The sequence below is a fragment of the Amycolatopsis stemonae genome (genome assembly GCF_054781455.1).
The window spans coordinates 150,520-164,971 of the sequence record NZ_BAAGUJ010000017.1 but is presented as its reverse complement, the minus strand read 5'-3'; the positions used below and the strand labels follow the sequence as shown (position 1 = coordinate 164,971).

The 14,452-nt window shown below is 72.5% G+C and carries 12 protein-coding genes; 9 read left to right on the top strand and 3 right to left on the bottom strand.

What is annotated here, in order from left to right; genetic code table 11:
- Positions 1 to 9: 9 nt before the first annotated feature.
- Both ACYVLJ_RS40625 and ACYVLJ_RS40620 read right to left on the bottom strand, forming a co-directional pair.
- Positions 10 to 672 carry a GNAT family N-acetyltransferase gene (locus ACYVLJ_RS40625; protein WP_460442689.1) on the bottom strand — a complete coding sequence of 221 codons (663 nt, stop codon included), beginning with the start codon at positions 670 to 672 and terminating at the stop codon, positions 10 to 12.
- Positions 659 to 3,988: an error-prone DNA polymerase gene (locus ACYVLJ_RS40620; protein ID WP_460442688.1), complete on the bottom strand. Its 3,330-nt coding sequence runs from the start codon at positions 3,986 to 3,988 to the stop codon at positions 659 to 661. The genes ACYVLJ_RS40625 and ACYVLJ_RS40620 overlap by 14 nt, the downstream gene beginning before the upstream one ends.
- Positions 3,989 to 4,146: 158 nt before the next feature.
- Here ACYVLJ_RS40620 and ACYVLJ_RS40615 point away from each other — a divergent pair, with 158 nt between their 5' ends.
- On the top strand, positions 4,147 to 4,428 hold the full coding sequence (locus ACYVLJ_RS40615; RefSeq protein ID WP_460442687.1) for a hypothetical protein: 282 nt from the start codon (positions 4,147 to 4,149) through the stop codon (positions 4,426 to 4,428).
- A 115-nt stretch (positions 4,429 to 4,543) separates the two neighbouring features.
- Entirely contained in the window at positions 4,544 to 5,500 is a 957-nt protein-coding gene (locus ACYVLJ_RS40610; protein ID WP_460442686.1) for a RapZ C-terminal domain-containing protein, read from the top strand.
- Positions 5,501 to 5,568: 68 nt separating this feature from the next.
- Here the strand turns inward: ACYVLJ_RS40610 and ACYVLJ_RS40605 are convergent, their stop codons facing one another.
- Positions 5,569 to 6,969: a hypothetical protein gene (locus ACYVLJ_RS40605; protein ID WP_460442685.1), complete on the bottom strand. Its 1,401-nt coding sequence runs from the start codon at positions 6,967 to 6,969 to the stop codon at positions 5,569 to 5,571.
- 142 nt (positions 6,970 to 7,111) lie between these two features.
- Between ACYVLJ_RS40605 and ACYVLJ_RS40600 the strand changes: the two genes are divergently transcribed.
- From ACYVLJ_RS40600 to ACYVLJ_RS40570, 7 genes are read left to right on the top strand one after another with little or no spacing between them, the layout of a single operon-like run.
- On the top strand, positions 7,112 to 8,065 hold the full coding sequence (locus ACYVLJ_RS40600; protein ID WP_460442684.1) for a glycosyltransferase family 2 protein: 954 nt from the start codon (positions 7,112 to 7,114) through the stop codon (positions 8,063 to 8,065).
- A gap of 29 nt (positions 8,066 to 8,094) precedes the next feature.
- The gene (locus ACYVLJ_RS40595; RefSeq protein ID WP_460442683.1) at positions 8,095 to 9,339 is read left to right on the top strand and encodes a methionine adenosyltransferase; all 1,245 of its coding nucleotides are present in this window, start codon (positions 8,095 to 8,097) and stop codon (positions 9,337 to 9,339) included.
- Entirely contained in the window at positions 9,336 to 10,250 is a 915-nt protein-coding gene (locus ACYVLJ_RS40590; protein ID WP_460442682.1) for a sugar phosphate isomerase/epimerase family protein, read from the top strand. Before ACYVLJ_RS40595 ends, ACYVLJ_RS40590 begins: the two co-directional genes overlap by 4 nt.
- Positions 10,247 to 11,305, top strand: coding sequence for a Gfo/Idh/MocA family protein (locus ACYVLJ_RS40585; protein WP_460442681.1), 1,059 nt, complete (start codon positions 10,247 to 10,249; stop codon positions 11,303 to 11,305). The genes ACYVLJ_RS40590 and ACYVLJ_RS40585 overlap by 4 nt, the downstream gene beginning before the upstream one ends.
- Complete coding sequence (locus ACYVLJ_RS40580) at positions 11,292 to 12,161, top strand: nucleoside/nucleotide kinase family protein (RefSeq protein ID WP_460442680.1); 870 nt, start codon at positions 11,292 to 11,294, stop codon at positions 12,159 to 12,161. Before ACYVLJ_RS40585 ends, ACYVLJ_RS40580 begins: the two co-directional genes overlap by 14 nt.
- On the top strand, positions 12,158 to 13,780 hold the full coding sequence (locus tag ACYVLJ_RS40575; RefSeq protein ID WP_460442679.1) for a carbamoyltransferase family protein: 1,623 nt from the start codon (positions 12,158 to 12,160) through the stop codon (positions 13,778 to 13,780). The genes ACYVLJ_RS40580 and ACYVLJ_RS40575 overlap by 4 nt, the downstream gene beginning before the upstream one ends.
- Entirely contained in the window at positions 13,777 to 14,427 is a 651-nt protein-coding gene (locus ACYVLJ_RS40570) for a histidine phosphatase family protein (RefSeq protein ID WP_460442678.1), read from the top strand. Before ACYVLJ_RS40575 ends, ACYVLJ_RS40570 begins: the two co-directional genes overlap by 4 nt.
- Positions 14,428 to 14,452 lie beyond the last annotated feature (25 nt).

Below are 14,452 nucleotides of genomic sequence, written 5' to 3'. Positions count from 1 at the left end.
CGGCGAGCATCACCATTTCGGCCAGCGAGGTTCGATGTGGATTCCCGCTGCTTGCTGGTGGGAGCAGGGGGCTGCCGGTGCCGGCGGCGGTGGTCCGATGCGCGCCCAGAACGCGGCGGAGTCCGGTTCCTCGGGCGGGTTCGCGCTCCAGCGGTATCCGGCGCCTCGGGCCGCTGCCGCGCGGGCCAGGACCCGGCCGACGCCGCGGCGCCGGTGCTGCGGTTCGACGTGGATGCCGAGCAGCAGTCCGCGCCGATCGAGCGGGCACAGCGACAGCTCGACCTGGCCGTAGATCGTGGCGCCCCACCGCAGCTGGATGAGGCCGATTCCCGCGCGGTCGGCGGGCGGGAGGACTACGAGCTGGAGTCGCCGCGACTGGACCTGTTCCTCGGTGACCTGCGCGGCGACCGACGGGTCGACCAGCGCCCATCGTCCACCGGTGCCTGGCTGGTTTTCGCAGTGCCGGCACACGAGCTCGTTGAGCTGGTAGTCCTGGTTCGGGGCCTCCTGCAACTGTCCGGGCCGCAGCCAGTGCCGTGCCGGGCACCGCCGGGGCAGGTGCGGCCCGGACTCCGGCCGAGTCCATGGCCAGAGCGGGACGTCGAGGTAGCGTCCCGCTCGCGCCGCCCCCGCGCCGGCGTGGCGGGCTGCTGTCGGGTCAGCGGAAGTCACGGCTCTTGCTGGCCAAAGCGCGCAGGTCCAGCGGGGTGATGTGGTCTGCGACGAGCGACGCGGTGCCCTGGGAGACTTGGGCTTTCCCGCGGATCACCAGCGCCGAGCAGGTGGAGAGGACCTGCCGGTACCGCGTCCAGGTGCCGGGGTGGACGATCACGTTGGTCATCCCGGTCTCGTCCTCGAGGTTGAGGAAGGTGATCCCGCCCGCGGTGGCGGGCCGCTGCCTGTGGGTGACCGCGCCGCCGACCAGGATGCGGGTGCCGTCGGCGACGTCGAGCAGCTGCGCAGCGGGGACGACGCCGAGGCTGTCGAGGTGCTGGCGGACGAACTGGACGGGGTGCTGGTCGGGGGTGATGCCGGTGGCCCACACGTCGGCGGCCGCGACCTCGAGCGCGGTCATGCCCGGCAGGGCTGGGGCGTCGACGCCGGTGGCGATGCCGGGCAGGTGTCCGGCGCGGGTGCGGGCGGCGGCGCCGGCGGCCCAGAGGGCTTGGCGGCGGTCCGGGCCCAGCGTGCTGAACGCGCCGCTGGTGGCGAGGGCTTCGGCGACCGGCTGGGTGAGCTGCACCCGCTGGGTGAGTTCGCCGATGCTGCCGTACGGGCCGTGTAGGGCACGGTCGGCGACGATCCGCTCGGCGACGTCGGCGCCGACGTTGCGGATCGCGGCCAGCCCGAGCCGGACCGCCACGCCGCCGGCGGAGTCGGGGTCGGGCTCGAGGGTGGCGTGCTCGTGGGAGGCGTTGATGTCGGGTTCGCGGACGCGGACGCCGTGCCGGCGGGCGTCGGCGACCAGCGACTGCGGGGAGTAGAACCCCATCGGCTGCGCCCGCAGCAGTCCGGCGCAGAACGCCGCCGGGTAGTAGTACTTGAACCAGGCGCTCGCGTAGACCAGCAGCGCGAAGGCCATCGAGTGCGCTTCGGGGAAGCCGTAGCCGGCGAAGGCGTGGATCTGCTCGAAGATCCGCTCGGCCAGCGGCCGCGGCACGTCGTTGGCGGCGCAGCCGTCGAAGAAGCGGGTCATCAGCGCCCGCATCTTCCGGTCCGAGCGTTTCGAGCCCATCGCCCGCCGCAGCCGGTCGGCTTCGGCGGGCGTGAAGCTCGCGACGTCGACGGCCATCTGCATCACTTGCTCCTGGAACAGCGGCACGCCGAGCGTGCGGTCCAGGCTCGGGGCGAGCAGCGGGTGAGCGTGGCGCCAGGTTTCCTCGCCGCGGCGGCGCCGGATGTAGGGGTGCACCGAGCCGCCCTGGATCGGGCCCGGCCGGATCAACGCGACTTCGACCACGAGGTCGTAGAACTTCCTCGGCCGCAGCCGCGGCAGCGTGCCGAGCTGAGCACGGGACTCGACCTGGAACACGCCGATCGCGTCGGCGGCGCAGAGCATGTCGTAGACGTTCTTGTCGGCCAGGTCCAGCTCGCCGAGGTCGACCTCGCGGCCGTGGTGCTCGGCGACCAGGTCGATGCTGAAGCGCAGTGCCGAGAGCATTCCGAGCCCGAGCAGATCGAACTTGACCAGCCCGACGGCCGCGCAGTCGTCTTTGTCCCATTGCAGCACGCTGCGCCCGGCCATGGTCGCCCATTCGACCGGGACCACTTCGGACACCGGCTGCTTCGAGATCACCATGCCGCCGGAGTGGATGCCGAGGTGGCGTGGCATGTCCTCCATCTGCGCGGCGAGCTCGCGGACGTCCTCGGGCACGCCGTGGCCGCGTTCGCCCGGTGTCTCGCTGTCGGCGATCCGGCGCCACCGGTCGACCTGTTTGCCGAACGCGTCCTGCTGGCCCTCGCTGTATCCGAGTGCCTTGGCCGCGTCGCGGACCGCGGACTTCGCCCGGTAGGTGATCACGTTGGCGACCTGGGCGGCGTGCAGCCGGCCGTGCCGCTGGTAGACGTACTGGATGGCTTCCTCGCGGCGGCCGGACTCGATGTCGACGTCGATGTCCGGCGGGCCGTCGCGTTCCTCGGACAGGAACCGCTCGAACAACAAGCCCCACCTGACCGGGTCGGCATGGCAGATCCACAACGCGAAGCAGACCGCCGAGTTCGCGGCGGAACCGCGGCCCTGGGCGAGAATCCGGTTCTCGCGGCAGAACCGGACGATGTCCCAGACGACCAGGAAGTAGCCGGCGAACCCCAGCGCCTTGATGACGTCCAGTTCGCGCTCGAGCTGCGCGTAGGCGTCCGGTGCCTCGGCCGGGGTGCCGTAGCGGACGGCGGCGCCGTCCATGACCAGGTGGCGCAGGTAGGCGTCCTCGTCGGCGTGGCCGGGAGGTACCGGGAACGGCGGCAGCGTCGGGGCCACGAGCGTCAGGTCGACCGCGCACTCCTGGCCGAGCTTCGCCGCGCGGGCGACCGCGCCGGGGTAGCGGCGTTCGAACTGCTGCCGCTGCTCCGCGCCAGAGCGCAGGAACGCTGCGCCGGCCGCGGGAAGCCAGCCCTCCATCTCCTCGAGCGAGCGCTGGGCCCGGATCGCCGCGAGGGCATCTGCCAGCCGGCCGTCGCGGGGAGCCGCGTAGTGCACGTTGTTCGACACGACCGTCGGCAGGCGCAGTTCGCGGGCCATGGCGGCCAGGTAGTCGTTGTGCGTGCTGTCCAGCGGCTGGCGGTGGTCGATGAGCTCCACCGCGACGTGCTCGCGACCGAACCGGTCGGCCAGCAGGGCCAGTTCGTCGGCGGCCGCGGCAGGGCCGCGCTGGACAAGGGCCTGGCGGACGGCGCCCTTACGGCAGCCGGTCAGCACCTGGACGTGCCCGGCCAGCTCGTCCACCACCTCGGCGAGGTCGTAGACGGGGCGCCCTTTCTCCCCGCCGGCGAGCTGGGCGTGGGAGATCACCCGGCACAGCCGGCGGTAGCCCTCCAGGCCGCGGGCCAGGACCAGGAGGTGTGTGCCTTCCGGATCTGGGACGCCGTTCTGCCGGGCGGTCAGCCCGAGCGAGAGCTCCGCGCCGTACCCCGCGCCGATTTCGAGCTCGCGGGCGGCCGTGGCGAAGCGGACCGCGCCGTACATGCCGTCGTGATCGGTCAGCATGATCGCGTCCAGGCCCAGCCGGACGGCCTCTTCGACCAATGCCTCCGGTGAGCTGGCGCCGTCGAGGAAACTGAAGTCGGAGTGGACGTGCAGCTCGGCGTAGGGCACCCGCTCCTGCTCGGTGCCGTGCCCGGTCGCCAGGTCGGGCGGCGGGCGGTAGCCGTCGCGCTTGCGGCTCCAGGCCGGGGAGTCCCCGCCGTCGCCGTCGATCGCGGGTTTCCGGCCGGACGCGATGCGCTCCAGCTCCCGCCATGACGTTCGGTTGCCGCCGTCGAAATTGGACACACTTCACCCCGCGCTACTTGGGCGCCGCGGGAAGGACGGGCCGAACTACACTACTCGAACACCAGTGCGAGCAGCATTGCCATCATGGTCATGGCCAGCGGCGAAAGCAAATCGAGTCCCGCTCGGCACGGCCGAATGGGCTACGCGGAGGAGAGTCGATGCCGATGCCGGACACCAGCGATCTCGTCGACGAGGCCGCGGAGCAGATCCGAGCCACGGCCGAAGCCGACGGGCTGACCGCCGGGACCGCGATCGACGTTGTGCAGGCGATGTACGCCGTCCGCACCCGCAAGGGAACCGGCGATGTGAACCTGGTCGGCAACCGCCGACGCCTCGCGCACGTGGCCGGGAGCGCGATGCACGACGCCCGGCTCGATCCCGACCAGCTCCGCCGGGCAGTCATCGCCAAGCTCACGCCGAATCACACCGCGTCCAGCTGAACAGCTCGCGCCGGGCCGACGCTCCCCGCCGGCCTGGCGCGTGGGCTGTTTCCCGATCATCTGGGAAACGGGAAACACCTGTTCAGAAGGGGTTTCCAGCCATGATCGTTGAGTCATGGACACGACGCCTACCACCCTCACTACTGCCGCCGATTCCGCCGCCCCGGCCGTGCACCTGATCTCGTTCGGGTTCCTGCACGGCCCGGTCCCGGAGGCAGACCTGGTCCTGGACGTCCGCCGCTGGCTGCACGACCCCGCCGCCGCGAAGGCGATCCTGGACCTCGACGGCCGCGACGCCCGTGTGCAGCAGACCGTCTACGGCACGCCCGGCGCGGTGGAGCTGGTCGAGCACGCGGTGCACGCCGCCGGCGTCGCGCACCGCGGTGAACGCGTGCTGGCCTTCGGCTGCGCAGGCGGCCGGCACCGCAGCGTGGCCCTGGCCGAACTCGCCGCCGGTCGCCTGGCGCTGCGCGGCTACCGCGTCAGCCTGGAGCACCGCGACGTCCACCGCCCCCGCGTCCTGCGCGCCGCCACGACGACCACGGAACCTGACCGCCGTGAACTCCGCGACCTGTACTTCGAGGCCCCGAACTATTACCTGCCCCAGCCCGGCGACGCCCCGGCGGTGTTCCTCGCCGGCGGGATCACCGGCTGCCCGCGCTGGCATGATCACGCCGCCGCCGTGCTCGCCGCCGCGCCCGAGCCGGTCGTGGTGCTCAACCCCAACCGGGCGGACTTCCCGATCCACGACCCGGCCGCCGGCTGGGAACAGGTCACCTGGGAGCAGCACCACCTGCACCTGCCCGAGACCACCACGTTGTTCTGGTTTCCCGCCTGCGACCCGGCGGTGACGGTGCAGCCGATCGCGATGTACGAGCTGGGCCAGGCCCTCGGCGAAGGCCGCCGGATCGCCGTCGGCGCAGATCCCGGCTATCCGCGAGTGGCCGACGTCCGGATGCTCTGCCAGCTCGCCCAGCCCGGCCTTCCCGTTCACAGCACCCTTGACGACACTCTCGCCGCGGTCCTGGATGCGTTGCCCCGCCCCGCCGAAGCCGCATTCGCCGCCGCGTAGCCGTCGTTGTGGCCGAGCGCGTGGTGTTCGGCCACAACGGGCGCGGCCGCGGTGAGGGCGGGCGCCGGTCACGCGCTGAGGCGCAAGAACTCGCGGACCACACGGACATCGCGGTGTTGGGCCAGTTCGTCACGGATCTCGGTGAGCGCTTCACCCGGACGGTAGGAGTCGGAACCGGTGTGAGCGGGGAGAGCCTGGGAGGCAGTGGCACAGGCCGCGTCGAGGTCGCCGAGTTGCAGGTGAGCGCGGGCGGCGCGGGTGAGGTAGAGCGCGCTGTCGCGGGAGTGCCCGGTGGTCGCGTAGTCGGCGGCCTGCGCGGCCTCGAAGTGGGCCAGGGCCCGGCGCGGATCGTGCAGGTCGAGCGCGGAGGAACCGGCCAGCATCTCGATTTCGCCGGGGGTATGGGAGTAGGTCCAGGGCGGATCGTCGTCGTGGGTGCCTTGGGCGTAGGTGTCGCGGGCGGCGTCGAGTTCGCGAGCGCAGCCGCGCAGGTCGCCCGTTTTGGACAGGGCGCGCGCGGCGCGGGCGTGCAGCATGGAGCGGACCCGGGGCGTGGCATGCCGGGCCACGGTGCGCTGAGCGGTCTGGACGAGGTTGACCGCGTCCTGCGGGTTGCCCACCGAGTACGCCTGGATGGCCATGTAGGAGAGAATGTGGGCTCCGGCCTGGGGATCTTTGGCCTGGGCGGAGGCTTTGAGACCGGTGACGTAGAAGTCCTGGGCGGCGGCGTGCATGCCGAGCTCGAAGCTCTGCCAGCCGCACATGCGCGCGGCCTCGGCCAGGGTGGTGAACAGGCGCGGGCCGAGTGGGTCGTTGACGGCGGTGTGGGCCAGGGCGCTGAGCATGGTCATCTCGGCGATGGCGGTGGGGCGCAACGTCTCGCTGGCCAGGACGTCGTCGAGGTGGCGGAGGTCTTCGACACGCTGCTCAAGGCGGGTAATCGTGTGCGGAGCCAACCGTCCGGTGCGCGCGGCCACCGGTGCGGGTGCCGGGGGCGCCGCGAGGGCCTGGCTCCAGCTGGCCGCGATGGTGCCCAGCACGGTTCCGCTGGCGATGAGAAACCCGCGTCGGTCCATGGCTCCTCCCCGAGAGGTCGCCTCAATGGATCTCACGGTACCTGCTGGAGTCCAAGGTCCGTAGAGGATGCGGCGGTCTTCGGGGAAGGCCAGTAGCAGGAAATGCGGCCAGCCGGGTTGGTCGACGGCTTCGTGCGGGATGCCGTGCAGCGAGGCCATGGCCCGTTGGGCGTTGGTGTCGGGTTCGTGGGTTCCCTTTTCCCACCGGCAGACCTTCTCCCGGCGGATGGCCATGTGGCCGTGGCCCAGCGCGGCGTGGACCTTGTCCAGGCGGGCTAGGTAGTCGGTCGCGGTGAGGCCGAGCGCTTCGCGCAGCGCGGTCAGCGGGTGGAGGATCGGCGGCTCGAGCATCGCGCTTCCCCCTTCTGGGGACCACGGCCAGGTGGCCTTCACGGTAGTCAGTTTTCGACTGTGCGTGTGCGTGCGGGCGGGTGGTCCGCAACAGCTCGGCAACAGGGATTTCCTTCCCCGCAACGGGTCGGCGGCGGTGACATGGGCAGGCATACCGCCGGGTGTCGTCGGGGAGGGAGATCAGGTGGGGACATCGGAGTTGCCGCTGGTGTCGATCGTGGTCAGCGCTCGGGGTAACACCGCGGCGGTGCGGTCGCTGCTGGACGCGCTGGCGGCCCAGACGCTGCCGGCCGGGCGGATGGAAGCCGTGGTGGTGGACAACGACCTGCCCGGCCCGGTCCGGCCGATCGCCGAGATCGCCCGGGACGCAGGGACCTGGCCGATGCCGGTGCGGGTGCTCTACGAACCGACGCCGGGACTGAGCGCAGGCCGCAACCGCGGGATCTGCGCCGCGCGAGGTCGCTACGTCGCGATCACCGACCCGGACATCACGCCCGAGCCGGGCTGGCTGAAGACGTTGCTGGCCGCGGTCGAGCAGGAGCAGGTGTTCGCGGTTGGCGGCCGCACGATCGTGGACTACCCGCAGGGCGTCGCGGTGCCGCTCACCAAGGCGCTGAAGGAGTGCCACGGCGCGGTGGACTGGCCGCAGGGGCGCGCGCCGGCGCAGTGGCCGTTCTGGGCGACCGGCTGCAATCTGCTGTTCGACCGGCAAACCGCGCTGGACATCGGCCTGTTCCGCACCGACCTGGGCCGCCGCGGACGGTGGATGGGCGACTGCGAGGACCTGGAGTTCATCGACCGGGCCCGCCAGGCCGGCCACGAAACGCTCATCGAACCGGCCGCGGTGGTGTCCCACCCGGTCTACCGGCCCGAGACCACGCTGCGGTACTTCCTGCGCCAGGGCGCTGGCCACGGGGTCTGCGTGGCCCGGATGCACCTGAGCGTGCGGGTGGAACCGGCCGCGATCCAGGCCGACGTGCCCGCGCTGCGCGCTGCCGTCCGGGACGTGCTGGGCGGGCTGCTGCGTGACCGGCCCCGCGCTGTGGAGGCCGCCCGGAACCTGGCCCGGATCGCCGCGTACCACGCCGAAAGGCGGCGTCTACGGCTGCTGGGCCGCCGTCCGCTCGTATCGCCCTGAATTCTCGTTGACACCAAAGGGAGACGTTGATGCAGCTCATTACAACTGGTGGTCTGACGGACTGTTCGGCGCAGGGTGGTGTGGAAGTGGTGGAACGCAAGGGGTTCGGCCACCCCGACACCCTGACCGACGGGGTGGCCGAGGCCATCTCGCGGGCCTACAGCCGCTACTGCTTGGAGGAGTTCGGCGCGATCCTGCACCACAACACCGACAAGACCGCAATGCTCGGCGGCGCCGCCGAGGTCCGGTTCGGGCACGGGGAGCTGATCGCGCCGATCCAGGTGCTGGTCAACGGCCGCATCACCGCCGCGCTGGGCGACCAGAAGATCCCGGTCGCCGACATCGTCACCGACGCGGCGAAGACGTTCCTGGGCGGCGCGTTGCCGCTGCTGGATACCGAGCGGTGGGTGCAGGTGAGCACCCGGCTGACCCAGGCGTCCAGCCCTGGCGGGGTCGAGACGCCGGGCGGGGACGTGCGGGAGGCGGCTCGCCAGCTCTGGTTCGCGCCCCGGTCGCTGGACGACCTGGCCGAGCGGCATCGAATGTTCGCCAACGACACCAGCGGCGGCGTCGGCTACGCCCCGCTGGGCATCGCCGAACAGCTCGCGCTGGATGTCGAGGCCCACCTGTCCAGCGAGGCGTTCCTGGCCGAGCACCCCTACTACGGCACCGACATCAAGCTCATGGTGGTCCGCCACGGCGGCCGGATCGCGATGACCGTGTGCGTCCCGCAGATCGCCCGGTACACCCCGGACCTCGACACCTACATCGCGCATCGGACCCAGATCCAGGCCCTGATCGCCGAGCTGGCGGGACAGCTCGCGCCGGACCACGAGGTCGAAGTGTCGGTCAACACCCGCGACCAAGACGATCGGCCGGAGCTGTACCTGACCGCGACCGGCTGCTCGCTGGAGTCCGGCGACGAGGGCGTGGTGGGCCGCGGCAACCGCGCCAACGGCCTGATCAGCATGCTGCGGCCGTGGTCGGCCGAAGGCGTCTCGGGCAAGAACCCCGTCTACCACGTCGGCAAGCTCTACAACCTGGCCGCCGCCCGCGCGGCGCGGCGGCTGCACGAGGAAACCGGCCTGGTCTGCGCGGTCGCGCTGCTGTCGCAGTCCGGCCGCGACCTGCACGACCCGTGGCAGGCCGTCGTACAGACCTCCGGCCGGCGGCCGGTTCCGGAAGACCTGGCCCGCCGGGTCATCGAGGAGACGATGCGCGGGCTCGACGAGCTGCGCACCGACCTGCTCGACGGGAAGCTGGCCACCGCATGACCCCGCCGCCCGCCCCCGAACAGCACGGTGTGCCGGCGTTCGCGCCGTGCCTTAACCCCGCCACCCTGACCAGCAGCCCGCTCCCGCGGTTCCTCGACCTGGCCGCAGCCGCCGGGTTCGGCGCGGTCGAGCTGGCGATCCAGCAGATCCAGGCCCACGATGCGGTCCTCGTGCGCGAATGGCTCGACCGCCGCGGCCTCACCCTCGCGGCCGCGAGCGGCATCCTGCCCGCCGGCCCGGTCATGCCCGCCCCGCTGCTGATCCCGCCGGACACCTACGCCGTGTGCCTGGACGGCCTGGACGAGCGGCTGATGGCGTTCGCGGACGTCGGCTGCCGGGTCGCGACGATCGTGTTGAACCCGCGCTCGGGGCTTCCCCAGGGCGAGGCGCTGGAGCTGGCCGTCGACCGGATCGGCCGGTTGGCCGACGCGGCGGCCGAGCGCGAGATCACCCTGGCCGTGGAGGTCGTGTCCGCCCGCGCGGGCCTGCCGGTCGAGCTGGACGGGCCTCACCCGGTGGCCGCCACCCTGCCGGAGCTGGCCGAGCTGCTGGCGCGCGCCGGGCGCGCCAACACGACGGTGCTGGTCGACTCGTTCCACTGGGCCGCCGCCGGCGCCGACCCGCGCCACATCGCCGAACTCGGGCCCGGCGGGGTCGGGCACGTCCAGATCGCCGACCTTCCCCTCGAGGTCGCGCGGACCGAGTGCAGCGACGCGCAGCGGCTGCTGCCCGGCGACGGGGCGATGCCGTGGACGGTGTTCGCCGACGCACTCACCGCGGCTGGCTACACCGGACCCGCGTCGGTGGAGCTGTTCAACCCCGACCTGTGGGCCCTGCCCGCCGAGGACCTGGCCCGCCGCTCCTTCGCCGCGGCGAGCAGCTGCTGGGTCGCCTCGGAGGTGGCGCGGTGACCGGGCCGCGCCGTCCGTGGCGGCTGGCGGTCGCCGGATGCGGTGCCGCCGCGTTCGGGCTGCACCTGCCGCGGCTGGCCGAGGACCCCGCCTTCGAGGTCATCACCGTCGCCGACCGGGACCCCGCCCGGTCACGGGACGCGGCACGCCGCTTCGCGATCCCGCGCGTGGCCAGGCACGCCACGAGCGACCTGCTGGAGGGCGCGGACATGCTGGTGGTGCTCACCGGGGTACACGAGGAGCTGATCGAGACGGCACTGAGCGCCGGGCGGCACGTGTTCACCGAGAAGCCGGTGAGCCTCGACCTGGCCCGCACGCGAGCCCTGGCCACCCAGGCCCGCGAGGCCGGGCTTGTGCTGGAGGTCGGCGCGATGCGCGCCTACGACCCGGCGCTTCTCGCCGCGCTGGCCGAGGTACCCGCCCCGGCCGGCGGGTGGCTGATTAAGGCCGACGGCCTCGACGAAGCGGCCCGACGACGGCTGCTGCCCGCCGGGTACGCGCCCTACACCTTTGCCGACGACCCGCCCCGTCCCATGCCGGCCGACCTGGACGCGTGGCAGCTCACGGCTCTGCAAATCCTGCTGTGGCAGGGCTACCACCAGCTGACCGCGCTGGCCTTGGCCGTGCCGGGTGCCACCGCCGTCTCCTGCACGATCGACCGGGACGGCCGGGATCTGCACGCCACTCTGCGCGGCCACGCCGGGCAACTGTTCACGCTGATCATCGGCGCCGCGAGCCCGGGAGTATTCCACGAGCAGATCCACCTCGCCGACGGCGACGCCGCTGCCACGGTCGACTTCGCCCGCCCCTACGAACCGGCCCGCACCACCCGCGTGCACACCGGCGCCCACGGCGAACGGGATGGTTTCGACGACCCGTTCGCCGCGATGTGGACGGCCGTGGCCGCCCGCCTGGCCGGCCAGCACGCGGCCGACCTGCCCACCAGCGTCGACCTGGCACTGCGAGTCGAAGACCTGGCCTACCAGCTGGCCACCACCCTCACCTCCTCCGTCGGCGCGCACCCGGAAAGGAACCTGGCTGATGTCCGGAACTGACACACCCGTCCTCGTCCTCGACGGACCGCCCGGGGCGGGCAAAACCTCGCTGCTGGCCCGCATGGTGCCGGTGCTCGGCGACGACGCGCAGTGGTTCACCGAGCCCAACGCACGCCTGGCCACCGGCCTGCACGCCCCGGTCCATCCCTCACCGGCCGGACACAGCCTGTGGTTCCTCCAGCACGAGCTCAACAAAGCCCGCGCCGCGGCCACCCTGACCACCGACCCCGCGACCCGGCTGATCATCTCCGACCGCAACCACCTCGGCGCGCTCGCGTACTGCTACGCCACCCGCGCCGCAGACTCACTGCCCTACCGCACCGCCCGCGATTTCTATGCCCGGCGCATCGCTCCCGCGCTGCCCGAGCGGGTGCTGACCGTGATCCTGCTGGTCAGCCCGGAGCGCAGCCTGGCGCGCCGCGGCGGCTCCGCGGAACTTCCCCGGTGGGCGCAGTGGTTCGACGAGGGCCTGCTGGAACGGCTGCACGGCTTCTACCTCGACGTGGCACCCACGCTGTGCCCGGCGCCGCCGCTGGTCCTCAACACCGACGACGCATCGCTGGACATGGTCCTGGCCCAGGTCGCCGGCCTGCTCACCGACGCCGGGCTCGACGAGATCGGCCACCGGCTGAGCACGGCCGCCCCACCGACGGGGCGCCCGGACCTCGCGCCGCAATTCGCCGAGGTCTACGACCGGCTCGGCGGCCTGGAGGCGTTCGGGCACCCGTTCACCGAACCGGTCGCCCACCGGGGCGGCACCGTCCAGCTCTGCCAGCTCGGCGCCCTGTACCAGGACGCGACCGGCCACACCGGACTGTGGAACCTGCTCACGTCTCCGACCGGGCGGGCAGCATGACGCCCACCGGCGCCCCGTGCGTCATCGGGCTCAACCTGGGCCACGACGGCGGCGCCGCGCTGATCACCGACGACACGATGATCGCGATCGGGGAGGAACGGCTCAACCGCACCCGCTACAGCCCCGGCTGGCAGGCGTCCCTGCTCTACTGCCTGCGTGCCGCCAGGCTCCAGCTGGCCGACGTCGACCGGTTCGTCCTCAGCGGCATCGGCCAGCACCCGCCAACGCTGGCCGAGAGCGGCCTGACCGCCCTGGGCGTCGACCCGGCCCGCGTCATCGCGGTCGACCACCACCTCAGCCACGCCTACACCGCGTACTGCCTCAGCCCGTTCCCGAACGCGACCGTCCTGGTCGTCGACGGCGCCGGCAACAACAACGACACCGAGACCTACTACGCGGCCACCCCCGACGGCATCCAGCGCCTCGGCGGCACCCCGCCCCGACGTCCCCGCGCCGGCGGCATCGGCGCCACCTACGAGGCGTTCACCAACTGGATCGGCTGGCACGAACAGGAAGCCGGCAAAACCATGGCGCTGGCCGCCTACGGCGTCGCGGATCTCTACCTGGCACCGCTGTTCGACGTACGCAACGCCACCGTGCACGGCCGGCTCCAGCACACCCACGCCGCAGGGGTGGCCGACCTCGCCGCCCAGACGGGCTGGGACTTCGGGCCGGCCGACAGCCGCGGCGAGCACAAGGCCGGGATCAACGCCGCGGCCTACGTCCAGGCACAGACCGAGCAAGCCCTGTGCGCCCTGGCCGAACAGGCCATCGAGGCGACCGGCCTGTCCCACCTGTGCCTGGCCGGCGGGGTCGCGCTCAACTGCGTCGCCGCCGACAAGGTCCGCCGACTGTCCACGGTCGACGGGTACTTCGCCCCGCCAGCCTCCTCCGACCGCGGCCAGGCCCTCGGCGCCGCGCTCTACGGCTGGCACCAGCTCACCGGCGAGTTGCCCCGCCGCCCGCTCACGAGCGACTACTTCGGCCGCGCCTACACCGACGCCGAGATCGAACAGGCGCTGCGCCGCGACCCCCGATCCGGGCTGGTCGAACGCCGCCGCCGCCCGTTCGCGTGGCGCCGCGAGAGCGACATCGCCACCACCGCCGCCCAGCTGATCGCCGACGGCCGCATCGTCGGCTGGTTCACCGGCGGCAGCGAACTCGGACCCCGCGCCCTCGGCGGCCGCAGCATCCTCGCCGACCCCCGCACCACCGCTGGCTCCGACGCCCTCAACACCAGGATCAAGCACCGCGAGCCGTTCCGGCCCTTCGCGCCCGCGGTGCTGGCCGACCACGCCGCCGCCTGGTTCGACCTCGACGTGCCCTCGCCGTTCATGCTCCTGGCCCCGCCGGTCCGCCCGGCCGCCGCCGACCGGATCGCCGGTGTCGTGCACGTCGATGGCACCGCCCGCGTGCAAACCGTCGACCCGTCCAGCGCGCCGGCGTTCGCCGCGATGATCACGGCCTTCGAACGCACCACCGGCGTCCCGGTCGTGCTCAACACCAGCCTCAACGACCGGGAACCCATCGTGGAGACCCCTGCCCACGCCCTTGCCACCTTCCAAGCCTGCGACCTGGACGCCCTCTGCATCGGCGACTACCTGGTCGAACCCGCATGAGCACCGGCACCAGCACGACGCTTCCGACCGACACGTCCGCCTCGGTGACCTACCTCGTCCGTCACGGCCAGACCGCGCTCAACCCCGGCCACCTCGTCAACAGCGACCCCGGCGTCGAGGTCCCGCTCGACGCCGTCGGCATCCGGCAGTGCTCCTCGATCGCCCTCCAGCCCTGGCTGGGCACCGTCACCGTGTGCGTCACCAGCCGGTTCGCCCGCACCGCGCAGACCGCCGCCGAGCTGCTGGGCCCGCGCCGACCGCGCCGTGTCGTCGACCCCCGGCTCGACGAAATCGACTACGGCCAGTTCGACGGCGGCCCCTGGACCGACTACGGCGACTGGGTGACCGCCGAGGGCCGCTTCGCCCGGCCTCCAGGTGCCCGTGAATCCCTCCACGAGGCGACCACCCGGCTGCGCGAGGGCCTGGCGGCGGTCCTCGATCTGCCCGGCCCCCGACTGGTCGTCGGCCACGGCTTGATGGTCGCGATCGTGCAGCACCTGCGGGACCATCCCGATCACCTGCCCGATCACCTGCCCCCACCTCCCCATGTGTCTCCGATCGGCCTGACCGACACCGAACTGCGGACGATCCTCGACGCCTGGCAGGTCCGGCTCTCCGCCCTCGCCACACCGTCCGCGCATCGGTGACCAGCGGCTGCCACACTGGGAACCG